This is a genomic window from Clostridium perfringens ATCC 13124 (assembly GCF_000013285.1).
In the GTDB taxonomy this organism is placed as follows: Bacteria; Bacillota; Clostridia; order Clostridiales; family Clostridiaceae; genus Sarcina; species Sarcina perfringens.
Map to the genome: position 1 here is coordinate 1,549,434 of NC_008261.1, position 25,624 is coordinate 1,575,057.

Sequence of the window (25,624 nt, forward strand, 5' to 3'; positions counted from 1 at the left end):
GACTATGAGAAATTCTCATAGTCATTTTTTATTTAAGAATTATATTACTACTTTTAGGGAATAATTGATCATATAAAGAATCAAAGCCCTCATCAGCTAATACTACCTCTGTATCATCATTTACATAAAATTGATTCATAGTATTCATTACAAGTTCATATTTTTTTAAATTACCCTCTTCAAGTAAAACTTCATAAAGATATGCTAAGTGATTTTGCATATACTCTTGCATTTCTTTAAGTTCTTCATCAGAAACCTTATTTTCTTTATGAAGCTTATTTACAGGTCCATTTCTAAAAATAAAATATGTTGAAGCTTTTGCTATTCTAGCAATATGTTCTTTAGTCTTAGTATCCTTCATATTTTCCACCTCTTCCATCTAACGTAATAATTATAAAATAAAATTAAGTACATTTCAATTTTCTTATTTATTCTAATATAGTAAGTTTTAACAGGGAAATTTTACTTAGTTATGAATTTTTTTATTAAAATATTCAATTTATTTGACATATAGATTAACAATGGTTATAATCATTTTGTTTGGTTTTCTTTTAAGTTTTTAAATACACATTAAATATTTAAATTCACATTCAAAAATACGATTCACAAAACTCAAAAACAAGGAGTGTATTAAAAATGAAAAAAGAAAAACTTATTCCTAAGCTTATATTTTTCTTATTAGGAATGGCAATCATACAATTAGGTGTTGTAATATTCTTATTAAGCGGAGCTGGATCAGACCCCTTTACTGTATTTACTCAAGGACTTTCAAAAGCTCTAAGCGTTTCAACTGGAACTGCTAACATGATAATACTTGTTACTTTAGTTATTGCAATCTTCATTGCAGATAGAAAACAACTTAAAGTTGGAACTTTTGTACTTGTTTTAGTTGTAGGCCCTACTATAGATGCAATCATGGGAATATTACATAGATTTGGTTTAGATACTTCACTTAGTAACTTTAACTTATTTACAAAATGCGTAATTGTAGCTGTAAGCTGTATTATAATAGCTATAGGATTCTCATTCTTAGTTAGTACTGAATTAGGAGTTGCACCAAACGATTTAGTTCCTCTTATAATAAGAGATAAAACTAACTTCCAATACCGTTGGATACGTATCGGTTTAGATTTAAGCTTCCTAGTAGTTGGTTATTTACTAGCTGGTGTTGTAGGTCTTGGAACAATAATAGCAGTACTTTTCACAGGTCCAGCTATACAATTTTTTATGCCGCCATGTGAAAAAATTGTACATAAATTTATAGGCAAAAATGCTGCTTAATAATAGAAAAACAGTCCATATGGACTGTTTTTTTATATTTCTTGATATCTAGCTATAAGTTCTACTAATTCATCACAGAAAGCATCATATTTTTCTGTAGGATGTTTCACTGTAATTGTAATTTCTTCACCAATTTCTACTCTTTTCTGATCCGGCGAAAAGGTAAATGCCAATGTATCTTCTCTGTTATATATAGGTTTTATAGTAACATGAAAATCTTCTCCTAAAATTTTCTTTCTTAATAATGTCATAATAATCACCTCACCGTTTTATTATAACAATAAAAGAAAAACATGCCAATATTGGCATGTTTTTATATTGTATCAAAAAAAGCGTTTATCTTTTCTAATTCTCCATTTGCAAAAGTATAATCATCTAAATCATCTTTATTTATCCATTTATATGTAGTTATATTAGCGCCACAAGTAATTTTTTCTTTTAAGGAACCTGTAAAAACTCTTAAAGTTTCTTCTTCATTAACATTTAAATCACATAATTGATTTAAATCAAAAACTATGGTTTTTAAATCTTCCTTTATTGCTCTATTTGCGCATTTTTCTGGAGTTTCTCTTCCTTTTATTTTTCTTTCAAAAACATACCATAGGTGCTCATCTGCTTTTTTTCCTTTTCTTTTTGAAATTAAAATATTATTAAAGTCATCCTTTATAATAATAGAACAAAATTTAATATTACTCATATACGTCTCCCCTTTTACACATTTCGCTTTTTATATACATATTATAGCAAATTATTATATATTATTCCTCTATTTTAATATAAATTCAAATAAAGTTTTCAATGTTGTTTAATAGTTAATTGATTTTAAACTATCCAAGTTTTTTATATTTTAACATATTATTTTATTAGTTTTTAATTTTCAATACATACTTTAATAGTAATATTTAACGAATAAAAAACTAAAGTTAAAGCAATAAATTCATAATATAACGTATATTTATTGTTAGTAGAAAAATACAACCCCGTAATTTTTGATAAAAAGACGAATTATAAGATTGCTTGATAAAAAAATATATACTCCTTTTATAATCTAAAGAAGTTTTAAGTTATTTATATCTAAATCATAAGTAACATCTTTTCTTTCAACTATTACTTTAATTTTCTCCTTAATTTCATCACATTGAAGAACTTTAGTGATAAGCTCTCTTGTTGGATTAATTGCATATGGTATTCCAACATTTTTAAACATTGTAAAATCTCCAGAGGTATCTCCATAAGCATAACTATTTTCTAAGTCTATATTATGTTTTTCTTTTAATTCTAAGATAGCTTTTTCTTTGCTTTCAGAATCCCACATTGGAATTATATCTCCGTTATATGTATTGTTATGATCAAGCTTATATATAGTTCCTTTAAAATCATTCATATTATATTTTTCTGACATTTCTTTTACAAGCTCATAAGGAGATCCAGAAATAGCTATGACAATATGACCTTGTTCTTTATGCCATTTAATTCTTTCTCTAGTAAATGTATAAACCCTATCCCCTTTTTGTTCTATTACTTTCTTAGCTATATACTCTATATGATGATTGCTTATTCCTCTTATTGCTTCAGTATATATATCAACCATTTTTAGTAAATATTCATCATAACCACCTTGTCTTTTATCCCATTTTATGAATGATGGACGTACATCCTTATACCACTTAGTTTCATCAACTAATTCGTATTTTATTATTTTTTTAAATACTTCTGTTATTAATCCTTCTCTATATATTGTTCCATCAATATCAAAAAATGCTGCTATGTTTTTTTCTTTCATTTTTTTCACTCCTCTTCTGTAAACTTTCTATTTATGTATTATTTAACAGTATATCATAAATAAATAAATTTTAAAGGGATTATACAATATATAATTGTACCCATACATTTGATAATACACTAATAATATTTTAATATATAAATATATTTTGGTTCTGGAGGTAGAAAAATATGAATGTTAACACTAACAGTAAATTTCATAAGACAGTTTTTACAGCACTAATGATTGCAATAATATTTATATCAGCAAATTTAATAAGAATTCCTACTGTAGGAGGCTTTGTTCATCTTGGAGATTGTATGGTTCTTTTAGCAGCAGCCTTACTAGGGAAAAAGCGTGGAGCTTTAGCTAGTGGTATAGGAATGGCTCTTGTGGATTTATATAGTGGATATATAATTTGGGCACCTTTTACATTTATAATAAAAGCTTTAATGGCATATATAGCTGGAGCTATTTTAGAGTATAATCATAGAAAAAGTTATTTAGTACCATTTTTAATCTCTGGTATATTTATGGTTGTAGCTTATTTCTTCTCTGGTGCAATAATAGCATTTTTATTTACAGGAAGTTCTAATACCATAATAGGAGCTTTAGCATATTCAGCAAAGGATATAATAGGTAATATACTTCAAGTTGGGGTTGGTATAGTTATAGCCTTACCTCTTTCAAAAGTATTATATAAGCAAGAAAAGAAAGCCTTTAATTAAAGGCTTTCTTTTAAATATAAAAAGATAAAACTATTCCATTATTAATTTAACAGGGCAATGATCAGACCCTAGTATTTCAGTGTCTATAGAAGCTTCTTTTATTCTATCTTCTAAATTATTTGAAACTAAGAAATAGTCAATTCTCCATCCAGCATTATTTTTTCTTGCATTAAATCTATATGACCACCAAGAATAAACTCCCTCTAAGTCTGGGTTGAAATAACGGAAAGTATCTATAAACCCACTTGATAATAATGTAGAAAATTTATCTCTTTCCTCATCTGTAAAGCCAGCATTCTTTCTATTTGTCTTAGGATTCTTTAAATCTATCTCCTTATGAGCTACATTTAAATCTCCACATACAACTACACCTTTTTTAGATGAAAGCTCTAAAAGATAATTTCTAAAATCATCTTCCCATTCCATTCTATACTCTAATCTAGCAAGTTCACTTTGTGAATTTGGAGTATAAACAGTTACCATAAACAAGTCTTCAAATTCTAAAGTTATAACTCTTCCTTCCTTATCATGGTGCTCCATATTTATTCCATAATAAACATTTAGAGGTTCTTTTTTAGTGAATATTGCAGTTCCTGAATACCCCTTTTTCTCAGCATAGTTCCAGTATTGAAAATATCCCTCTAGATCTAAATCTATTTGTCCTTCCTGAAGTTTAGTCTCCTGTAGACAGAATATATCAGCATCTTCAGATTTAAAGTAATCTAAAAAGCCTTTTTTAACACAAGCTCTTAAGCCATTAACATTCCATGATATTAATTTCATTTAAATTTCCTCCTATACTTAATCAATAAAAAATATAATTAAGTTTTAAAATATAACAACTGATTTATTTCTAAATTCAATTGTATATAATATATTGTAATAAAAAAAATTAAATAAATCATTATTTAATTTTAAATAATTGTAATATAATTATTTAAAAGAAATAACAAGGGGGCTAAATTAAATGAATAAGAGTATATATGGACTCATATACCTTTTATAAGCTATATAGTGGTTAAGGATGGACTTAGAGGTTCTGGAATAGGTGAAAGCCTTTTAAACTTTTTAGAGGGGTATTTAAAGAAAGAAAAAAATTCTGAGTTTTTATTAAGTTCTTCAATGACTGATGCTACAAAAGCTCAAAAATGGCATATCAGAAGAGGATTTGAAGAGTGTGGATTTATTACTTCAATAAATGAAAATAACGTTGGGGAAGTATTCTTTAGAAAAAATTTATAATTACATATGTTATAAATTAAGAAAAGGATATATTTAATAAAAAATATTAAAGTATTTATGAAATGAAATAAATCAACAAAGAGCATCAATATTTAAATGATGTTCTTTGTTGATTTAAATTTACTCTATATAATTTACAAAAGCTACTCCATTATAAGTATCAATTGATTTAAAACCTATATTTTTATAAAATTCAATTGAGGAATCTTTATCCTCACTTATTAGAATCTTTTGCCTAACGTGTTTATATTCATCTAATACAGAATTAATCAAACCTCTACCAATACCATTTCCCTGATATTCAGGAAGAACTACTATATCCTGTATATATATTATAGTTAGTCCATCTCCAATAACCCTAATAAGACCTATTAATTTTTCTTCATGCCATGCTGAAATTATCTTTAATGAATTTTTAAATGCCTCTTCTAATTTTTCTAAATCTTCAGTATAGTCAAACCATCCTGCACTTTCATATAAGTAAGAAATACTTTTTATATCCTTAATCAAATCTTTTTTAAAAATCACTTTTTCTAAATTCATAATCCCTCTTTAACCAAAATAATATTTTTTTATTTATTATATTCAATGTTAATCTATATAAACTTTAAATATTTTAGATACATTATGAGTTAAATCCGAAATACCATTCACCTGAAAATCATATTCTACTTTTTCCTCTTGAAGCATAAATAAAAATATACTCAACTTATAATATCCCTTCTTTATTGTAATTAAATGTATTTTATTCTATTATAAGTAATAAAGTGATGAGAATCAATTGATTTAAATAAGTTTTTAGAATATATTTTCTAAAATAAAAAACTCTAGCTTTATAACTAGAGTTTTTTTAAAATTTATCGGATTATTTTATATTTCTGCTTCCTGGTTTTATGTAAGGCACTCCTTCTTTACATAGTGGGCAATTTTCTGCCTCAAAGCTTTCTATATCAAGTTTTATTGAACTATACATTGGGAAATCTGTTACATTGCCTGGAGTTCTATCTACTATACAAACTACTGCAACAACTTCTCCACCTTGTTCTTCAATCACCTTTGCAGCTTCCTTAAAACTCTTACCTGTAGTTACAACATCCTCTGTTATTACTACCTTTTGTCCTTTTTCTATAGTAAATCCTCTTCTTAGAGTCATTTCGCCATTTTCTCTTTCAGTAAAGATTGCAGGCTTACCTAACTGTCTTCCTAATTCGTAAGCTACTATAACTCCTCCCATAGCTGGTCCTACAACTAAGTCAAAGTCTATATCTTTTAACTGATCAGCTACAACCTTTAATACTTTCTCAGCTTTTTCTGGGTATTTTAATAATTGAGCACATTGGCAATATCTATTTGAGTGTCTTCCTGATGATAATAAGAAATGTCCTTCTAATAATGCTCCAACCTCTTTTAATGTATCTATAACCATAGCGTCTGTATTTTTCATATTTAATTCCTCCAAAACTTTCTTATTTATTTTCTTAATATCTTCAAAATTACTTTTTATAAAAATCACTATATTAATATGAAGATAAATTTTGTGATTTAATAATCTTTAAAATTTATTTATAATCTTTTAGCTATTTAATCTTTTATTACTTTATGCATCCTACAATTTCATTAATATTTTTTAATCCTTCTTTTTTGCAAAAGTCTTCTAATCCTTTTATTATTTCTATACCTGCTTTAGGATTTACAAAGTTTATTGTACCTATTTGTATAGCTGATGCTCCTGCCATCATAAATTCTATGGCATCCTCTGCTGTAGAAATTCCTCCTAATCCTATTACTGGAATATCTACAGTTTTAGCAACTTCATGAACCATTCTAAGGGCTATAGGTTTTACAGCGGGGCCAGAAAGTCCTGCATACACATTGTTAAATACTGGCTTTCTATTTTTTATATCTATTGCCATTCCTTTTAATGTATTTATTAAAGAGATTGAATCTGCTCCTGCCTCTGCACATCTATATGCCATATTGCATATATTTTCAGCATTTGGTGATAATTTTACCATTAAAGGTTTATCACATATTTTTCTAACCTTAGAAACCACTTCATATGCTACATCTGATTGTATTCCAAAGGCCATTCCACCAGATTTTACATTAGGACAAGATATATTTAACTCTATCATGTCTATCTTTTCTTTATTTAAAAGAGATACTGCTTTTTCATAATCTTCTATAGTAGCTCCCCCTACATTTGCTATTATATTTGTTCCTAGTTCTAACATTTTAGGAAGTTCTACTTCTATAAATTTCTCTATTCCTGGATTTTGAAGTCCTACTGAATTCATTATTCCTTGAGGAGTTTCATATATTCTTATTCCTTCATTACCTTCTCTACTATTAAGAGTTAGTCCTTTTGAACTTATTCCTCCTAATTCTCCCACATCATAGAAGCTATTATACTCAGCTCCAAAGCCGAAAGTACCTGATGCTGCTATAACAGGGTTTTTAAAATCTACTCCATTTATAACTGTTTTTAACATACTTTTAACCCCTCCTAAATTAGAATTCAACTTCTAATCCATTAAATATTGGACCATCTTTACAAGTTCTCTTATTTCCTGACTTTGTTTTACATGTACATACTAAGCAAGCACCTACTCCACAAGCCATGTGTTTTTCCATGGAAATATACACATTAACCTTAGCTTCCCTGCACATTTCAACTACCTTCTTCATCATGATTTCCGGTCCACAGCATAGCACTGTATCATAATTTTGAAGAGGAAGAATTTCTGTTACAAATCCTTTATGTCCATGTTTTCCTGTATTTGTTGAAATTTTAACCTCGTCTACATATTCTGATATTTCATCTACTAAGTATATGTCATCTCTGAATCCACCATAGAAACCCATTTTAATATCTTTATTATTTTTTCTAAGGCTTTTTGCAAGTTCTAGCATTGGAGCTGTTCCTATACCTCCACTTACTAAGGCAACTTTTCCGTAATCTTTATTTATATCGAAACCATTTCCTAAAGGACCTATTATTTCTATTTCATCTCCAGAAATCATTTTTTTCATTTCATTTGTTCCGGCCCCAACAGTAGCATACACAAAACGTACATCATTCCCATTTACTTCACAAACACTTATTGGTCTTCCTAAGAAAGTGTTTGGAGTTTTTATCATATAAAATTGTCCTGCATTTATTTTAGCTTCATGCTCTACTACTAGTGAGTATATTCCCTCTACTAATTCAATATTTTCCTTTACTTTACCTTTGAAATATTCCATAGCCATAATCTGTCCTCCCAAGTGTTTTATCTATTTTAAAATTGCTTCTCTTATACTGTCTCTCATTGAAATGGCTTCTTTTCTAGCACATTCTGCAAAGTTTTTACTATCTTCCATAGCTTTATAGGCTAATAGTATCTTTCTTGAAGAGTTTACAATTCCACCATTTCCATTTTTAAGATAAGCTGCTACATCTTTAGCAGTTCCTCCCTGTGCACCATATCCAGGTATTAAAAATGGCATTGTATCTAATTTATCTCTCATTTCTTTTGCTTCTTCTTGATGAGTACAACCTACAACTCCACCTATTGAACTATAACCATGTTTTCCTAAATAGTTTTTTCCTAGAGTATTTAACTTTTCTCCAACTACATCATAAACTTTCTTTCCATGTCCAGCCTCTAGATACTCTATATCTTCAGCTCCTTTATTTGAAGTTCTTACTAGTACAAATACTCCTTTTTCATTTTTTTCTATATAAGGTAAGTATGGATCTATGCTATCCATTCCCATATATGGATTTAGAGTTATAAAATCACTTTCAAAATCCCCTTCAAAGTGAGCCTTTGCATACATTTTAGCCGTTGCAGCTATATCCCCTCTTTTTATATCAGCTATGATTAAAGCATTCTTTTCTCTTAAATAACTTAAAGTATTTTTGTAAGACTCTAATCCCTTAAGACCTAGGGCTTCATAATAAGCTATTTGAACTTTAAAACATGCAGATACATCTAGTGTTGCATCTATTATTTCTTTATTGAAGGCAAATAACATATCGCTTTCATTTGAAAACTTACTTTTAAATTCCTCTGGTATATAATCTAAGCTTGTATCTAGTCCAACACAAACTACTCCGTTTTTTTCTACTTTTTCAAATAATTTATCAGCTATCATATATACCTCCTAAAATTCACCCTTATAAACTATTTTTCCATTCTTTATTGTTACTACTACATCTCCATAAAACTCCATTCCATTAAATGGTGTGTTTTTACTTCTAGATACTATATCTTCTTCTTTGAATATTCTTTTCTTGTTTAAATCTATAAGAACTAAATCACCAAGAAAACCTGGTTGAAGTTTTCCTTTATTTATGTTTAATAACTTAGCAGCATTTCCACTCATTAATTGGCTTAGCTTATTTAAGCTTATGTGATTTTCTTTAACTAGCTTCGTATAACATATTGAGAAAGCTTGTTCAATTCCAATCATGCCAGGTGCTCCTTTTTCCTTATCTTCCTTTGAATGAGGAGCATGATCTGTTCCTATACAATAAACATAGTTCATTTTTATTGCCTTTATTAAGAAATTTACATCTTCTTCTTCTCTTATAGGAGGATTAACTCTATAATTACTAATCTTATTATTTAAAGCTAAGTGGTGTGGAGTTATTTCGCAAGTTACTTTAACTCCATCATTTTTTCCTTCTATTATATATTTCATAGCTTCCTTAGTACTTACATGAGACATGTGAAGTCTACAATCTACAAACTTTGCTAGTGTAATATCTCTCCATGTCATCATATTTTCAGCTAATCTCATATCAACCTTTGAAAACTCTGGGCTTTCAGCATGAGACATTACTATCCAGTTATTTTCCTTAGCTATTTTCATAGCCTCCATCATAATCTTAGAATCTGACACCCCTTTACCGTCATCTGTTATTGCCTTAACATTAGGATTGCCCTCAAATTCTCTAAGATGATTTATTTCTTCACCTGATAAATTCTTTGTTATAGAAACTGTTTGATATAAATCTACTAAGCCTACCTCTTTACCCTTATTAACCACGTAATCTAAAATTTCTTTTGAACTACAAACTGGTTTTGTGTTTGGCATTAAGGTTACTGTTGTGTATCCACCTCTCACTGCAGCCTTAGATCCACTTTCAATATCTTCTTTATATTCAAAACCTGGATCTCTAAAGTGTGCATGAGTATCTATAAATGCAGGCATAAGTACTAAGCCTTTTCCATCTAGGGTTTCACATTCTTTATTTAGTTCAGTTCCAAGTTCTTTTATTACCCCTTTTTCTATATATATATCACCAAAAAAGTTGTTGCTTTCATCTATTAAATTTACATTTTTAATTAGCAAATTCATCTTAATTATGTCCTCCTAAATTTAATGCTTTTGAAAAGTGTTTTCTGCGTTACAATAATCACAATTGTATGTATTATTCTTTTTGTCTATTAAAGTAAAGCTTTGAGGAACATATTTTTCCACTTGAGTTATACATTTTGTGTTTTTACATTTATGATTTTGTAATTCTCTATTTTTCATCCTATTACGCCTCCCCTAAAAGTTTTGCCATTAAGGCCATTCTTACATACATTCCGCATTTGGCTTGCTTAAAGTAAAATGCTCTTGAATCTTCATCTACTTCATAGGCTATTTCATTTACTCTTGGAAGAGGATGAAGAACCATCATATCTTCTTTGGCACCCTTCATTTTTGCTTCATCTAATACATATACATCTTTTAATCTTTCATACTCACTTTGATCTACAAATCTTTCTCTTTGTATTCTTGTCATGTATAAAATATCAGCTTCCTTAATTCCTTCTTCTAAACTAGTAATTTCTTTGTATTCTATATTATTTTTTTCTAAAATTTGCTCTCTAATATAATTGGGAATTCTTAGTTCTATTGGAGATATTAAGATGAATTTATTATTTTTATATCTTGAAAGTGCTTTTATAAGAGAATGCACTGTTCTACCGAATTTTAAGTCTCCACATAATGCAATTGTATTTCCTTCTAGGTTTCCTTTATATTCTTTTATTGTAAGAAGATCTGTTAATGTTTGAGTTGGATGTTGATGACCTCCATCTCCTGCATTTATAACTGGGATATCTGAATACATTGAAGCAACTTTTGCTGCTCCTTCTAAAGGATGTCTCATTGCTATAAGATCTGCATAGCAGTTTACTGTTTTAATAGTATCTCTTAAAGATTCTCCTTTAGAAACTGATGAAGAATTTGGTTCTGAGAAACCTATAACTTGTCCACCTAGTCTAAGCATTGCTGATTCAAAAGACAATCTTGTTCTAGTGCTTGGCTCATAGAAAAGTGTTGCTAGAATTTTACCATTGCATATGTTTTGATATTCTTTTGGATTTGCCATAATTTGATGTGCTAATTTGAAAATTTCATCAAATTCCTCTATTGTGAAATCTGATGGATCTAATAAGTGTTTGTTTTTTAACATAAAATTTCACTCCTTTTTAACCTCTCTGTGTTAATTTAAAGAAGAAAAGCTATATAATTTTATTAAAAAAAGTCTTCCTAAGATAAGGAAGACTTTTCACGTATAAATAAATCTTTTACGATTATAATTCAACTATATAACTTCCTTATTGACCTCTCTGGATCAAATTTAAAGGTTATTTTATTCAGCCTCTCTGGACTGCTTTTATTGTGCTTATAATACCATATTAGAAATTTTATGTCAATAATGTTTTTAATAATTATTTTATATTTTAAGTTAAAAATAAAACTTACAAACACATTTTGAGAATTTAAATCTTAGAATAATTATATATTCTCTCCACATTATTTGTAAGTTTTATTATTAAAGTTTTATAAAATACATTAAATATTAGTGCCAATTGTTCATGATGGCGTCCCAGGTCATTTTACCAGATTTTGCCAAGGTCACAGTCCCGTAGACTGAGTTAGGAATTCCACTAGACATTACTGTACAAGCAAAGTTCCCTTTTTGAGTATGAATTAAGGCCGTATCATTCTCAACTCCCTTTTTGTCTCCTGTTTTGCTTGATATATCAAACTTAAGGTTGTCTGGTATATATAAAGCTAGTTTGTTTTTAATCTGTTGTCTTGTAAGTATATCTATAAGCATTTGGGAGTTTTCTTTACTTAAGAAAGAACCCTCACTAAGTTTTTTCCAGGCTAAAGTTAAATCATAAGCTGTTGTATAATTTTCTACATCTGATTTGAAATTTCTTTCATCGGCAGTTTTTCTATTAAGCTCAGTATTTTTCATACCAAATTCCTTAATAGTTTCATTTATTTTATCCATACCGACTAAATCAATTATTTTATTTGCTGCTGTATTATCACTTTGAATTAGCATTGCTACCATAAGTTCAAATACAGTATAATCCCTCTCTCCAAACTCATGTATTATACCAGTTCCATAGACCTTATCTGAACTTTCTATTTTAACTTTATCCAAAAAGTCTATTTTGCCTTCCTCTACTTCTTTTATAAGAGCTATAGCTATAGGTAATTTCATACAACCTGCTGAAATCATTTTAACGTTTTCATTATAACCATAAGTATAACCACTCTTTAAATCCTCAAAGAAAAAGCTATACGAACCAATTCTGCTCTCTAAATATTTTTGAACTTCTTTCATAAATACCCACCAGCTTTCTTTTAATGTTGCTTTTATTGTTGCCTTGTTTAAAGTGTACCATATTTTCAGAAAATTTTGAAGTATTAATTGTAAATTTTTTCTTGTTAACGTTTAATTTTTCGCTTTAAGATACATCTTTATCCTTATGATTTACTAAGTTATAAGTGAAATTTTACTAAACAGAAAAGAAAACACTCATCAAATTAAGTATGATGAGTGTTTTTATATTATTAATCAGCGAAACTAATTCCTATACTTTTAGCAGTGTTTACTAATTCACCTTCTGGATCTACATTTTTAGTATGTCCAATTACATTTTCTAAGCTTTCATAGGATACTTTATTTCCTTTTAATGCAACCATGTTTCCAAATAAATTACTATTTATAAGTTCAACAGCTTTAACTCCATATTTAGTGGAAAGTATTCTATCATAAGTAGAGGTATTTCCCCCTCTTTGTATATGTCCAAGAACAGTGCTTCTTATTTCATGATTTTTTATTAATCCTTCTAAGTCAATAGCTAATTTGTTAGCTATTCCCCCTAATCTTATTGGGTCTGGACTATCATCAACTATTTTAGAAACAACTACTTCTCCATCTTTAGGTTTTGCTCCTTCTGCAACTACAATAATTGTAAACTGTTTTCCGGCTTCTTCTCTTTCTTTTACTTTTTCAACTATCTTGTTTATATCGTAAGGTATTTCAGGTAATAATATTACATCAGCAGAACCAGCTATTCCTGATTCTAAAGCAATCCAACCAGCGTTTCTTCCCATAACTTCTAAAAGCATTATTCTATGATGTGACTCAGCTGTAGTATGAAGTCTATCTAAAGCTTCTGTAGCTATTTCTGTGGCAGTATTAAATCCAAAGGTTACATCTGTGGCTAATAAATCGTTATCTATTGTTTTAGGAACACCTATTACATTAACACCTTTTCTTGCGAAATCTCTTGCAGAGGTTAAGGTTCCATCTCCTCCAATAACAACTAGAGCATCTACCTCTTCTTTCTTTAAGTTTTCAACACCAACATCAGAAACATCTTTTTTAACTATTTTACCATTCTCATCTTCAACTTGATAATCAAATAGGTTGTCCTTATTTGAACTATGAAGTATTGTTCCTCCTCTATGAAGTATTCCAGAAACAGAATCAAGATCCAATTTTACAAAGTCATTATTATATAGACCTCTATATCCAAATTTATAACCTATAACTTCATATCCATATTTTAAGATTGCAGTTCTAGTTACAGCTCTTATTACTGCATTTAATCCAGGACAATCTCCTCCTCCTGTTAGTATAGCTATTTTCTTAATTGGTTGCATCATATAAAATCCTCCTCCTAAACAATTTTAAACCATAGTCTGTAAGTTTTTTACAATTACCTTCTAAGTAAATGATATCATATAAAGCTTTTTTTTGAAAGTAAAATTATTTTAAAAATTTAGAAAATTATAATAATTTCAATGATATCTATGTAAAATTTGTTATTTCCTTCGATAAAAAAAGACAAGGAATTTTATCCTTGTCTTTTTTGTTAACTAATTACTTTAGTAAATATTAAAATAGCTAATACTATACCAGCAAATACTCTGTATATAGCAAAAACTCTCATAGGTTTTTTCTTTAAGTAATTTATAAACTTATCTATAACAACTAATGAAACTATAAATGCAACTATAAATCCTAAGATTAATGAGATCCAATTTGTTGCATTCATTTGAGAATAATCAAATTTAAATAGATCTAAGCCAGAAGCTCCAACCATAGCTGGTATTGCTAAGAAAAATGTAAATTCTGTAGCAACAGTTGTACTTAATCCAGAAATCCATCCTCCCATTATTGTTGATGCACTTCTTGACATTCCAGGCCATAAAGATAAACATTGGAAGCATCCAACTAGTAATGATTGTCCATATGTCATTTTATCAATATCTTTTACAATCTTACTTCTTTTAGCTCTTTTTCTAAAGTTATTTTCTATAACTATAAGTAATATACCACCTACTATAAATCCTATAGCTACAGTTTTTGTTGAAAATAAATATTCTTTTATTTCATCATGGAATAAAAGACCTAAAATAGCTGCTGGTATTGTTCCTATAATAACATTTATACCAAATCTAAAACCTGTTTCTGATTCTGCAAGTCTTTTTTCATATTTTCTTTTATCGCCTGATGTTTTTAATCCGATAAATGAAAATATGTAACATAAAAACTCAACTACTGAGCTACTTATCTTTCTCCAATATAATACTACAACTGCTAGTATGGCACCTAATTGAATAACAACTTCATACATTTCAGGAAATCCACCTGATTGCGTATTGAAGTGAATAAGGTCACCAACTAGAATCATGTGTCCTGTTGAGGAAACAGGAACAAACTCTGTAAGACCTTCAACAATTGCGATTATTAAGGCCTTAAGTATGAATAAAAAATCAATTCCCATAACTACACTCGCTTTCTAATAATTAAGTTTTACTTTTTTATTATAATTTCATTAGTTAAATTTGTCCACTTTTACATAAATATAAATAAAAGAGTATATCTAAAACTAATTTTATTAATAATTATTATAAATTATTATTACTTTATGCTTTTTATTCTAAAAGTAATTCATAATCATTTATTATTTTAAATTAGTTTTCATATACTCTTTCTTTAAATTATACAATTAAATATATTATTGATTTTCTTAATAAATCTTATTAAGCTTTTACTACTGAAAGTATTTCCTCTTCAACAGCACCTTCTTTTGGAACATAACTCTTTAATAATGTCATGTTTCCTTTTAAAGAGTATTTTCCTAAGGATGCAGGTATGAATATACTATCTCCTTTTTTAATTGCTAATTCGCCTTCTTCTGAAGTTATGATTCCTTCTCCTTCAACACATGTAAATATGAAGAATCTTTCTTTATCACTCTCTTCTTCACATACTCCATGTATATCATATTTTTCTAATGAGAAATATTCACATAGTGAAAGATAAGTTTTATCATATTGATCATATGAAACTTTTAATCCCTTAGCTTTTTCTCCTTTTAATGAGAAATCGATACAATCTAAAGCTTTTTCAACATGGATTTCTCTTCCTCTGTTATAGTCATATACTCTATAAGTTGTATCACTATTTTGTTGGATTTCAGCTATTATAACACCTTCGCATATAGCATGAACTAGTCCACTTCTTACAAAGAAAGTATCCCCTTTTTTAACTTCTACTCTATTTAAATACTGATCAAATTCACCAGTTTCTATAGCTTTAACAAATTGTTCTTTAGTACAATCCTTTGTTCCTACTATTAAATTAGCTCCTTCAAAAGCTTCAACAACATACCAAATTTCAGTTTTTCCAAGCTCTCCTTCAACTCTCATACCATATTCATCATTTGGATGAACTTGAACTGATAATTTATCCTTAGCGTTTATTAATTTTATAAGTAGAGGAAATTTCTCTTTTGATATTTCAGTACCTACTAAGTCACTTCCTAATTTATCTATTAACTCATCGAATCTTAACCCTTTATATTCACCATTTTCAACTATACTCATTCCATTTTGATGACAAGCAACATCCCAAGTTTCTCCTATCATTCCCTCTGGCATATTGTCTCTGAAAAGTTCGAAATCTCTTCCACCCCAAACTTTATCATAGTATAAGTTTTCAAATCTTATTGGATACATTTAGTATTCCCCCTAGTCTAGTTTATTTGTATAATTAATGCTACTTAATTATATCCTTCCTATATATAATACAATATTTCTACATATATTGCATTGTAAAATTTCTAGTAAGTATAGAATAAATACATTTAATTTACTAATAATAAAAAATCCCTACTTATTATTAATAAATTACTATATTGGTAAATTAAATACTTTGTGCTATACTATAATAGTTTAAGAAGATTGACTAAAAAGTAATTGTAAGGTGGTGTTTAAAATAGCTATTAAATCTTATCTAAGCATAATCTTATCTAAAATGACACAATTTATTTCAAAGAAAGTTTTTAAAGGTGGAACTAACTTTCCAGGTAAAGTAGCTTTAAAAATCGATAGAAACATTTTAAAAGTAGTTTCTAAAAATTATAAAGTTATTTTAGTTACTGGAACTAATGGAAAGACTACTACTACTTCAATGATATATAATGTCCTTAAAGGTAATGGATTAGATGTTATAACTAATGCTACTGGAGCAAATCTTTATCCAGGAATAGTTAGTACCTTCGTAGCTAATTACAAATTTTCTTCAAATAAAGAAAGATATGCAGTAATTGAAGTTGATGAAGCTAACTTAAAATTTATAACAGAGTATATAACTCCAGAAATAATAACTGTAACTAATCTCTTTAGAGATCAGTTAGATAGATATGGAGAGGTTTATACTACTCTAAATAAAATATTAGAAGGAGTTGTTAAAGTACCAAGTACTACTCTTCTTTTAAATGGAGATGAATCTTTATTAGGAAGACTTGATGTTAAAAACCCTAAAGTTTATTATGGATTCGAAGTTTCTCTAAATAAAAACAAGAATATAGAAATTAATGCTGATGCTAAGTTCTGTAAGTTCTGTAAAGAGCCTTATTCTTATAACTTTATAACATACAATCATCTTGGAAGTTTCTACTGTCCTAACTGTGGATTCAAAAGAGAAGATTTAAAATATAAAGTAGAGGAAATAGTAGAACTTACCCCTGAAAGTTCTAAGGTTGTTATAAATGGTGGTTTATTTACAATAACTCAACCTGGTACTTATAATATATACAACGGATTATGTGCTTATTCTGTTGCAAAAGAATTACATATTAATGATGAAGTTATTCAAAAATCATTTTCTAATCAAAGTTCATCCTTTGGAAGACAGGAAACAATAAAAATTGGAGATAAGGAAGCTAGAATTATCTTGGTTAAAAATCCAGCTGGATATAATCAAGCCTTAGATACTCTTCTTCTAAATTCAGAAAGCTTTGCTGCAGCATTCTTATTAAATGATAATTATGCAGATGGTAAGGATGTTTCTTGGATCTGGGATGTTGATTTTGAAAAATTAAATTCAATGGACTTAAATGAAATATTTATCTCTGGAATGAGAGCTTATGATATGGCTGTAAGATTGAAAATTGCTAATCTACCAGTTGAAAAGTTTTTAATAAAGGAAGATTTTGAAGGCTTAACAGAGGCAATCAAAAATTCTAAGGAAAACAAGGTTTATATCCTTGCAACTTATACTGCTATGATTAACTATAGAAAATACTTACATTCCAAAGGTTATATTGATAAGCTTTGGTAGTTAAAGGAGAGATTCATATGGAATTAAATATATGTCACTTATATCCTGATCTACTTAATGTTTATGGAGATGTAGGAAATATTTTAATATTAAAGCATAGAGCAAAATTGCGTGGAATCAAAGTAAATGTAATAAATGTTTCTATGGGTGATAAATTTGATAAAGATAATTACGATATAGTATTCTTTGGTGGCGGTCAAGACTTTGAGCAATCAATAGTATCTGATGACTTAATAAACCTAAAAAAAGATGTTTTAAAAGAATATGTTGAAGAAGGAAAAGTTCTTTTAGCTATCTGTGGTGGATATCAACTTTTAGGTAATTATTACACTGCCCCTACAGGAGAAAAAATAGATGGCTTAGGAATTTTAGATATATATACTGAAGGTGGAGACACTAGATTCATAGGTAACACAGTAATTCATAACGAAGAATTTGATGAAACTTATGTTGGCTTTGAGAATCACTCTGGTAGAACATTTATTGGAGATTTAAAACCTCTTGGAAAATGCATTCATGGTTATGGAAATAATGGGGAAAGTGGTTATGAGGGATGTATTTATAAAAATACTTTCTGTACATACTTCCACGGATCACTTTTATCTAAGAATCCAGAGCTTGCAGATAGAATTTTAACATTAGCTCTTAGTAATAAATATGATGATATTTCATTATCACCTTTAGATGATACCTTTGAAATTAAAGCTAAGAATGTTATGATAGATAGATTAAATAATGAAAATAAGTAATTTTTTAAAAACAGAGATTTTTCTCTGTTTTTTCTATTTTTTATTTTTATTTTTATTTTTTTTATTTTAATAATCATTTACGAGTATATCATTTAAGATAATACTTTATATGTAAAAAATATATATACTATTTAATTTGTAAAAGGAATTGTAAGGAACTAATTAATCTTATTTCCACTTATTATTTTACTAAATATACACAAGCTATAATTGAAAAAATTTTAAAGGTGGTGTTATTTATGAAACATAATGCAAAGGATAATTTTAGACTTGCTATTGATGAACTTTGTTCTTGCCAAAATCACTTAAATAATGCATATATGAACTTAAAGGAAGAAGAAAATAAAACAGAAGTACATGCAGCCTTAAAAACAGTTGCTAGTGCTATAGAACATGCTCAAAATAATTATAATAATTATGAAGATTAATATTAAGGAGTGTTAGTTATGGGAGACTCAAATAAAAATATAAAAAGAGAACTTAATTTGGCAGTTAAAAATGCTCTTCATGCTCAAGAATATATAAATTTAGCTTTAAATACAGTTGAAAAGAATGAAAACAAACAACTTATTCAAAATACATTAAATAATATAAATAAATCTGTAGATATGACAAAAACTTCATTCTATGGATTTAAAGAATAAAATAAATTTTAACTATATAACTAAACATAAAATATAAATAAAGTGAGGTAAAACTGCCTCACTTTATTTTAACTAAATATTTTCTTTCAAAAAACTTTGGATTATAAGACATTTTTGATTTTTTTAATCCTAATATCCCTAAATCCTCTTCTCTATTAACATATTTTAAATCTAAAAAATAATTTTTTAATAGTTCATTATTTATAAAAGCATAGGCTCCTTTGAATTCTTTTAAACACTTCTCCACATGAACTATATATGTGCTATCATTAAATCTCTCCCCTATAGAAATTCCTATTAATTTATTGTCCACATAAAGTTTTATTAAATCTAAGTCTAATTGGCCTAAATAATTTATTAAATTTCTTGTTCCATCTATTTCAGCTAAAAACTCCTCATCCATTTCTTTATTTTCTAAATACCATTTATCTAAAAATTCTAAGCATTCTTCCCTTTCTTTATTATCTAAAAAACTTTTAAAAAATGCTGTTTTATAATTATAGTTTTTAATAAACTGATTATATTTATTTCTTTTCTTTCTAAATTTTCTTCCTGATAAATTTCTTAAATCATCAAAGTTATATACATAATCAAAGTTATTTATTTCTTCCTCAAAAATTAAATTTTCTTTATATATATCTTCTAACCTATTAAGAAAATTTATGCTTACATCTCCAAATAACCATTTACTCTTTTCTTTTTTTCTTATGGATTCTAAATAGTCAATAATATTTATTAAAGAATTATCATCTATATCCCCTAAAGGCTCCATAAAAAATTTACCATTATTTTTATCATATTTTTTAATAATAAAAATATTATTTACTATATCATATTCTATATCATTAAAGTCTTTCCACATAAAAAGTGTAGCAAAAGAATATTCACAGCTTAGGAATTTGTTTTTATCTATATATTGGTAGTAAAGAGATTTATCTTTTAAAGTAATTTTTTTAAACATAACTCCTCTTTAAATTTATAGCTTATTAAATATAATATGAAAAATCCCTCAGAGTTGTATATTTTTTCAATATTTTATATTATAATTAAAGAAGGTTAATATAAAATCTACTAAACATAAAATTTTTTTACTACATAATTAAAACTATTTGAATAAAGCAAATTATGTAAAATCTACACATTTTATTTATATTTATTTGTTAAGTTATACTCGTATAGTTTTATAATATTAATTAATAATAGTTGAGGTAATAAAGGTGAGAAGTAAGAGAATAAAAAAATTAAATTCAAAAAAGGTAGCACTACAAATTTCACTAGTACTTATAGCTTTATTCTTAATTTTAATTTCTGTAGTTTTATTTAAAACTTATTCTAGTAAAAATGTTACTTATGAAGGAATTTATGTTGAAAACATTAATGTGTCAAATTTAAATGAGAAAGATTTAAAGGAAAAATTAAATGAGCACTACTCTGATTTATTAAATAATTTTAAAATAACATTTAATTATAAAGACAATTTTAATGAAACTTTTTCAGCAAAAGATTTAGGATTTTTCTTTGATATTAATGATTTATCTAATCAGGTTTTTTCTTTCGGAAAAAATAGCAATATATTTTCTAATACAATAGAAAGATTAAAGTTAAAATCTAATCCTAAATATTTTCAGTTTAAACCTGAATCAAATTCAGAGGTTTTAAGTGAAAAACTTTCTGAAATAAGTAATAAAATCAATAAAGAAAAGGTTGAACCAACTATTTCTTTTTCAAATGATTCTATATCAGCAACTAAAGAACAAATTGGGTACAAGCTTGACTTAGAAAAGCTTACTTCTGAAATAGTTAATGATTTAAATAATAGTCATGATAGTCTAAATTGTACTATTAATATACCTGTGGAAGAAATAAAACCTAAATTAACTCAAGAAACTGTTAATAACATGGTTATTTTAGGCTCATATACTACTAAACTTCCTAGTTTAACAGGTGGACGTACTAAAAATATTAGCAATTATTTAAGTAAGCTTAATGGTACTATATTAATGCCAGGAGATATTTTTTCTGCTGATAAAGAAGGAGAAGATAGAACTGAAAGTAATGGTTATACTTATGCCCCTGGTTATATTGGAAACAAAGTAGTAGATATATTAGCCGGTGGAATATGTCAAGGAGTTACAACTCTTTATAACTCAGTATTATATGCTGACTTAAAAATAGTTGAGAGAGCTCCTCATAGCCTTCCAGTAACTTATGCTCCTATAGGTAGAGATGCTACTATGGCAAGTGGAGTTATTGACTTTAAGTTTCAAAATAATATGAATAATCCAGTTATTGTTCAAACTTATATAACTTCTTCTGGACAAGTTAAGTCTAACATTTGGGGTATAAAAGAAGACCCAGGAAAAGAAATAGTTATATCTGTAGATCAACATGGACCTAAATCATCAACAACTTATAAGGAAACTTATGAAAATGGAGTATTAGTAAAAAAAGAAGTGTTATCAAAGGACAAATACAATTAAAATAAAGGAAGCCAATTAATTGGCTTCCTTTATTTTAATTTATATTCTATTTAAGCTTATCTTCTTTTCTTAATTTTTGTAGTAATTCATTGTATCTCTTATGTTTCATATTAGGGAATGCTTTTAAAAGTCTTCTTTGAAGAATATTATTTCTTCTTAGAGATTTAGCTCTATTTAACATTTCTTCTTTTAAATTAGCCTCACGCTTAAATTTGTTCATAGTAAGTTCTAATTCTTTCTCGGTCTTATCTATAAAGGAAATTCCAAACTCCTCAAACTCCTTAGATAAATCTTGAAGATTGTGTAATTTTGAATTTAACTTAATCATAGCTTGTACTGTTACTACAAAATCAATAACAATTAGAGCTGCTAAAATTATTGTTACAATAAAAACTATCTTTTCTGGAAATTTACTAACAAAATCAACTATAATAGGATTTATAAACTCAACTAATATAACTGATAATATACCAAATAGTGTGGAATTAAGTAAGCACACTCTTCCATGAATATTAAACTTGTGTTTTGAATAATCCCACCACTTAGTATGGAATATTGCTTCTAATAAAAAAGAGGTAATATACTCTAAAACTGATGTAATTATTATTCCTAATATAAATACTAATATTATATTACTTTTATACATATCTAAAAATGTTAAAACAAAAAAAGCTCCAAATCCGTATACAGGGCATAATGGCCCATTTAAAAAGCCTCTATTTGTAAACTTGTGATCTATTATATAACAATATATAACTTCACAGCACCATCCTAAAAAGCTATATATTATTATATACAAAATATTATATATAATGTTTTCCATAACTATAAAAAGAGAATTCCTCTCTTTTTAACTCACTTCCTTTCATAGTTTACTGATTATTTAGTATATTCTCTGCTTCAGGAGAAGCTATTTCCATGCCATATATGCCTAAGTCATTTACTGCTGTAATATTTACTACTACTTTTCCCTCGGATCCTTTTTGAAAATAACCTGCTAATATTTCTTTATGAGAATCTCCTAAAATATCTGTATAATACATAACTAAAGAACCATTTCCCTCTGCTTTTACCTTTACTTCCTCTGAACCACCTGCTTTTATACTTGGTACACTAATATTTTTACTATTATTGCTATAACTTATTTGTAAACCACTTATTTCTTTATTAGTCTTATTATTAATAATGACTTTATATGTAGATTGGTTACTAAAAAAATAAAATCCTACTCCTATTAATACTATCAATATAACACCTAGAATAATTAATGTTTTTTTCTTCATATGCTACACTCTCCATTTTATTATTGTTAAAATAATTATACTACATAAATTCTATAAGAATCCATATTAAGAAAATATAAGAAAAACAACATCTTAAAAAGATGTTGTTTTAAATTATTTATTTTTCATTTTCTTTTCATAATTATGATAAAGTATAAAAGCAATTATAGAAAAAACTATTGGACCAGTTATTTGGAATGCCATAGCTGTATAATCTTTATCCTGAATAACAGGTTTTATTATTGTAAATAAATTTGCAAATCCAATTGTAAATGTTACTATTATTGACCAAATTAATGATGATTTATATGACTTATACATAACAAATGGTTTTTCTATATGTTTTTTCTTTTTAAATGCTGGGAAAGCTCCAGATAAGAACATATATGGTATTGTCATGGCCACATTACCCATTAATATTAAATAACTAAAGAATTTATTTGCAGATTCTCCACCAAAAGAAGCTACTAATATAAATATAACAACAACTATACATTGAACCCACATTGCATTAACTGGCATGTTATTTTCATTTAACACAGTCCATTTTTTTGGCCAGATTTCTTTAGGTGTTCCTTCTATTAATTGTTTAATAGGTGCATAACTTAATGTAAAGAAAGCTCCCATTAAGGCTAACATCATTGAAAGACCTATGTATCTTGCAAACCAAGCTCCTAATTGAAGTGAAGCATTAGTACTCATGCCAAAAGCTTGACCTAATTTTACACCTAAGTTTTGAATTACTATATATGCTACATTTGCTAAGTTAACATTATCCCCTGATAATACTTCTTGCCAATTTGTAAATAATCCAACACAAAGTATTCCAACAGCATATCCAACGGCTATTATTATAGATGCAATCATTAATCCCTTTGGAAAATTCTTTTTAGCATCCTTAGTTTCATCAACTAATCCACTTACAGCTTCTAGTCCACCATAAGCAAAAACTGCAAAAACTAAAAATCCTAATACACCTATTGGTGATTGGTAAGATGGATTTTGTGCATGAACAAAGGCAGACCCATTTATTACCTCAGCTGGTTTAAATCCATTGCTTACAAAAACAATAATTGCTCCTAAAATAAGTACTATATTTGATAATGCAACAACAGTTCCTCCAATTGAAGTAACCTTTGTTATACTCTTTAATCCTTTAGATGCTGCATAAGTTATAACTATTATAAGTATTGATCCTAATACAGCCATTGTCTGTGGAACACTTAATCCAAGTAAAGACCATGTTCCTGTAGTATCTTTTCCATATATAACATTTGAGAAAGGAATCCATATTGATGATGAGTTACTAACTAACCATATTAAATTTGATGAATACCACATGAACGTAACTATGAAGGCATATTTAGGTCCTACAGATTTAGCCATCCATGAGTATATTCCCCCTCTTTCCTTTCTAAATGCTGCTCCATATTCTGCCATCATAAAAGCATATGGAATTGAGAAAGCTAATGCTGATATTATGTACCATGGAATAGCACTATATCCCATTAAATAAAAGGCCTTTGGCATGTTAGCAAAACCATATACTGATGTGAAAATCATTAATATAAGCGCTGTTAAAGACAATTTACTTTTATGTTCTGAGCTCATATTTTTCCTCCTTGGTTAAATTATTAAGTTATAAAATTTTTATACATATAATATACCATCTTATCATAAAATTTAAACATTTTAAATAATTTTTGAACTAAATAAAAATATTTTATTAATATTTAGTTAATAATTTATTATTATTATAATATTATCAGAAAATCAAAAGTTTTTTTATTAATTAAGTTATTATATAAATTATGATAAAATAATTCAAAATAAAAGTTTTAATTTGTTAATGTAATAAATTATGTGATATTAGTACAAAATATGTTATATTATTATTATAAATATTTTTTTGTGGGGTGATATTTTGGCAGCAGGAAAAACACATGACAAAATTACGGTTATTATGACCCCTTTTATAGCTTCTTTCTTTTTATTTATAAATATGATCTTCTTAGAAGACTTAGGAAGTAGCCTTGCCTTTACAATATTAGGCGTATCTATATATATGTTTGGTGGGTATATGTTTTCTGGAGATTTAGATATTAAAAGTAGAGAATTTAGAAGATGGGGGTATTTAAAGTTTATTTGGATTCCATACCAAAAACTATTTGAACATAGAAGTGTTTTTACACATGGATTTATATTAGGACCTATAATAAGAATACTTTATGTATCTATTATCCCTATAACAATTTCTTCATTGTTATATTCTTTTTCCATAATTAATATATCTACACCAGAAATGTTAAAGTTAGTTTTTAATTTTATATTAAAGAATAAAATTTTATTTGGTAATATGGCTTTAGCCTTATTTTTAGGTTCTGGTCTTCATACCATAACTGATATGATATATAGTTATTTTAAAAGAAAATTCTCATATAAAAAGAGAAAATCAAGTAAGAAATATAGTAGAAGTAAAAGACCTTCAAGAAGGGCTGCATAATAAAAAAGGCTTAGCTTTAATAGCTAA

30 protein-coding genes are annotated in these 25,624 nt (G+C 27.4%); 9 read left to right on the forward strand and 21 right to left on the reverse strand.

All coding sequences use genetic code 11. The features are described 5' to 3' along the window. Positions 1–28 precede the first annotated feature (28 nt). Positions 29–361 (reverse strand): hypothetical protein, encoded by a 333-nt coding sequence (locus CPF_RS06690; protein ID WP_003456465.1) that lies wholly within the window; start codon positions 359–361, stop codon positions 29–31. Positions 362–636: 275 nt separating this feature from the next. Between CPF_RS06690 and CPF_RS06695 the strand changes: the two genes are divergently transcribed. Then, the gene (locus tag CPF_RS06695) at positions 637–1,281 is read left to right on the forward strand and encodes a YczE/YyaS/YitT family protein (RefSeq protein ID WP_003456593.1); all 645 of its coding nucleotides are present in this window, start codon (positions 637–639) and stop codon (positions 1,279–1,281) included. 32 nt (positions 1,282–1,313) lie between these two features. Here the strand turns inward: CPF_RS06695 and CPF_RS06700 are convergent, their stop codons facing one another. The 3 genes from CPF_RS06700 to CPF_RS06710 form a co-directional block, all read right to left on the reverse strand. Next, a complete protein-coding gene (locus tag CPF_RS06700) occupies positions 1,314–1,532 on the reverse strand; it encodes a hypothetical protein (RefSeq protein ID WP_003453540.1) in 219 nt (72 codons plus the stop codon). 62 nt (positions 1,533–1,594) lie between these two features. Beyond that, on the reverse strand, positions 1,595–1,978 hold the full coding sequence (locus tag CPF_RS06705; RefSeq protein ID WP_003456607.1) for an NUDIX domain-containing protein: 384 nt from the start codon (positions 1,976–1,978) through the stop codon (positions 1,595–1,597). A gap of 351 nt (positions 1,979–2,329) precedes the next feature. Beyond that, on the reverse strand, positions 2,330–3,064 hold the full coding sequence (locus CPF_RS06710; RefSeq protein WP_003453545.1) for an HAD-IB family hydrolase: 735 nt from the start codon (positions 3,062–3,064) through the stop codon (positions 2,330–2,332). 170 nt (positions 3,065–3,234) lie between these two features. On the opposite strand from CPF_RS06710, the gene CPF_RS06715 reads away from it, so the two are divergent. Further along, on the forward strand, positions 3,235–3,771 hold the full coding sequence (locus tag CPF_RS06715) for an ECF transporter S component (RefSeq protein WP_003477808.1): 537 nt from the start codon (positions 3,235–3,237) through the stop codon (positions 3,769–3,771). Between the two features lie 30 nt (positions 3,772–3,801). Here CPF_RS06715 and xth read toward each other — a convergent pair whose 3' ends face one another. Beyond that, positions 3,802–4,554: an exodeoxyribonuclease III gene (gene xth, locus CPF_RS06720; RefSeq protein ID WP_011590682.1), complete on the reverse strand. Its 753-nt coding sequence runs from the start codon at positions 4,552–4,554 to the stop codon at positions 3,802–3,804. A 219-nt stretch (positions 4,555–4,773) separates the two neighbouring features. On the opposite strand from xth, the gene CPF_RS06725 reads away from it, so the two are divergent. After that, positions 4,774–5,013: a hypothetical protein gene (locus CPF_RS06725; RefSeq protein ID WP_333494079.1), complete on the forward strand. Its 240-nt coding sequence runs from the start codon at positions 4,774–4,776 to the stop codon at positions 5,011–5,013. 120 nt (positions 5,014–5,133) lie between these two features. Here the strand turns inward: CPF_RS06725 and CPF_RS06730 are convergent, their stop codons facing one another. The 12 genes from CPF_RS06730 to manA form a co-directional block, all read right to left on the reverse strand. After that, a complete protein-coding gene (locus CPF_RS06730; RefSeq protein ID WP_011590684.1) occupies positions 5,134–5,556 on the reverse strand; it encodes a GNAT family N-acetyltransferase in 423 nt (140 codons plus the stop codon). A 322-nt stretch (positions 5,557–5,878) separates the two neighbouring features. Then, positions 5,879–6,457 carry an orotate phosphoribosyltransferase gene (gene pyrE / locus CPF_RS06735; RefSeq protein WP_003456665.1) on the reverse strand — a complete coding sequence of 193 codons (579 nt, stop codon included), beginning with the start codon at positions 6,455–6,457 and terminating at the stop codon, positions 5,879–5,881. 148 nt (positions 6,458–6,605) lie between these two features. After that, positions 6,606–7,505, reverse strand: a complete 900-nt coding sequence (locus CPF_RS06740; RefSeq protein ID WP_011590685.1) for a dihydroorotate dehydrogenase — start codon at positions 7,503–7,505, stop codon at positions 6,606–6,608. Between the two features lie 19 nt (positions 7,506–7,524). Continuing rightward, complete coding sequence (locus tag CPF_RS06745) at positions 7,525–8,265, reverse strand: dihydroorotate dehydrogenase electron transfer subunit (protein WP_011590686.1); 741 nt, start codon at positions 8,263–8,265, stop codon at positions 7,525–7,527. 24 nt (positions 8,266–8,289) lie between these two features. Next, complete coding sequence (gene pyrF, locus CPF_RS06750) at positions 8,290–9,153, reverse strand: orotidine-5'-phosphate decarboxylase (RefSeq protein ID WP_011590687.1); 864 nt, start codon at positions 9,151–9,153, stop codon at positions 8,290–8,292. Positions 9,154–9,162: 9 nt separating this feature from the next. Next, positions 9,163–10,362, reverse strand: coding sequence for a dihydroorotase (locus tag CPF_RS06755; RefSeq protein ID WP_011590688.1), 1,200 nt, complete (start codon positions 10,360–10,362; stop codon positions 9,163–9,165). Positions 10,363–10,383: 21 nt separating this feature from the next. Next, positions 10,384–10,542, reverse strand: coding sequence for an aspartate carbamoyltransferase (locus CPF_RS06760; RefSeq protein WP_041702664.1), 159 nt, complete (start codon positions 10,540–10,542; stop codon positions 10,384–10,386). A gap of 4 nt (positions 10,543–10,546) precedes the next feature. Further along, the gene (gene pyrB, locus CPF_RS06765) at positions 10,547–11,470 is read right to left on the reverse strand and encodes an aspartate carbamoyltransferase (RefSeq protein ID WP_003453538.1); all 924 of its coding nucleotides are present in this window, start codon (positions 11,468–11,470) and stop codon (positions 10,547–10,549) included. 390 nt (positions 11,471–11,860) lie between these two features. Further along, positions 11,861–12,640: a serine hydrolase gene (locus CPF_RS06770; protein ID WP_003456515.1), complete on the reverse strand. Its 780-nt coding sequence runs from the start codon at positions 12,638–12,640 to the stop codon at positions 11,861–11,863. A gap of 230 nt (positions 12,641–12,870) precedes the next feature. Next, a complete protein-coding gene (locus tag CPF_RS06775) occupies positions 12,871–13,971 on the reverse strand; it encodes a 6-phosphofructokinase (RefSeq protein ID WP_025647569.1) in 1,101 nt (366 codons plus the stop codon). Positions 13,972–14,180: 209 nt separating this feature from the next. Then, positions 14,181–15,095, reverse strand: a complete 915-nt coding sequence (locus CPF_RS06780; protein WP_011590690.1) for an undecaprenyl-diphosphate phosphatase — start codon at positions 15,093–15,095, stop codon at positions 14,181–14,183. A 259-nt stretch (positions 15,096–15,354) separates the two neighbouring features. Further along, positions 15,355–16,332, reverse strand: a complete 978-nt coding sequence (manA, locus tag CPF_RS06785) for a mannose-6-phosphate isomerase, class I (RefSeq protein WP_003462511.1) — start codon at positions 16,330–16,332, stop codon at positions 15,355–15,357. A 250-nt stretch (positions 16,333–16,582) separates the two neighbouring features. Here manA and CPF_RS06790 point away from each other — a divergent pair, with 250 nt between their 5' ends. From CPF_RS06790 to CPF_RS06805, 4 genes are all read left to right on the forward strand, one after another. Continuing rightward, positions 16,583–17,938 carry a Mur ligase family protein gene (locus CPF_RS06790; protein WP_011590691.1) on the forward strand — a complete coding sequence of 452 codons (1,356 nt, stop codon included), beginning with the start codon at positions 16,583–16,585 and terminating at the stop codon, positions 17,936–17,938. A gap of 17 nt (positions 17,939–17,955) precedes the next feature. Next, positions 17,956–18,687 carry a type 1 glutamine amidotransferase gene (locus tag CPF_RS06795; protein ID WP_003453555.1) on the forward strand — a complete coding sequence of 244 codons (732 nt, stop codon included), beginning with the start codon at positions 17,956–17,958 and terminating at the stop codon, positions 18,685–18,687. Positions 18,688–18,926: 239 nt separating this feature from the next. Then, a complete protein-coding gene (locus CPF_RS06800) occupies positions 18,927–19,115 on the forward strand; it encodes a VWA domain-containing protein (protein ID WP_003481264.1) in 189 nt (62 codons plus the stop codon). 18 nt (positions 19,116–19,133) lie between these two features. Further along, positions 19,134–19,331, forward strand: a complete 198-nt coding sequence (locus CPF_RS06805) for a hypothetical protein (protein ID WP_003456426.1) — start codon at positions 19,134–19,136, stop codon at positions 19,329–19,331. Positions 19,332–19,389: 58 nt separating this feature from the next. On the opposite strand, the gene CPF_RS06810 is transcribed toward CPF_RS06805, so the two are convergent. Next, entirely contained in the window at positions 19,390–20,292 is a 903-nt protein-coding gene (locus CPF_RS06810) for a DUF2156 domain-containing protein (protein ID WP_011590692.1), read from the reverse strand. Between the two features lie 256 nt (positions 20,293–20,548). Between CPF_RS06810 and CPF_RS06815 the strand changes: the two genes are divergently transcribed. Beyond that, positions 20,549–21,811 (forward strand): VanW family protein, encoded by a 1,263-nt coding sequence (locus tag CPF_RS06815; RefSeq protein ID WP_003467177.1) that lies wholly within the window; start codon positions 20,549–20,551, stop codon positions 21,809–21,811. A 46-nt stretch (positions 21,812–21,857) separates the two neighbouring features. Here CPF_RS06815 and CPF_RS06820 read toward each other — a convergent pair whose 3' ends face one another. The 3 genes from CPF_RS06820 to yjeM all read right to left on the reverse strand — a co-directional run bounded on the left by CPF_RS06820 (position 21,858) and on the right by yjeM (position 24,705). After that, a complete protein-coding gene (locus CPF_RS06820; RefSeq protein WP_011590693.1) occupies positions 21,858–22,634 on the reverse strand; it encodes a putative ABC transporter permease in 777 nt (258 codons plus the stop codon). Between the two features lie 49 nt (positions 22,635–22,683). Further along, a complete protein-coding gene (locus CPF_RS06825) occupies positions 22,684–23,094 on the reverse strand; it encodes a hypothetical protein (RefSeq protein WP_003453591.1) in 411 nt (136 codons plus the stop codon). Between the two features lie 114 nt (positions 23,095–23,208). Further along, positions 23,209–24,705 carry a glutamate/gamma-aminobutyrate family transporter YjeM gene (yjeM, locus tag CPF_RS06830; RefSeq protein ID WP_003456419.1) on the reverse strand — a complete coding sequence of 499 codons (1,497 nt, stop codon included), beginning with the start codon at positions 24,703–24,705 and terminating at the stop codon, positions 23,209–23,211. Positions 24,706–25,018: 313 nt separating this feature from the next. Between yjeM and CPF_RS06835 the strand changes: the two genes are divergently transcribed. Then, positions 25,019–25,597, forward strand: a complete 579-nt coding sequence (locus CPF_RS06835) for a metal-binding protein (RefSeq protein WP_003456584.1) — start codon at positions 25,019–25,021, stop codon at positions 25,595–25,597. Positions 25,598–25,624: the final 27 nt, after the last annotated feature.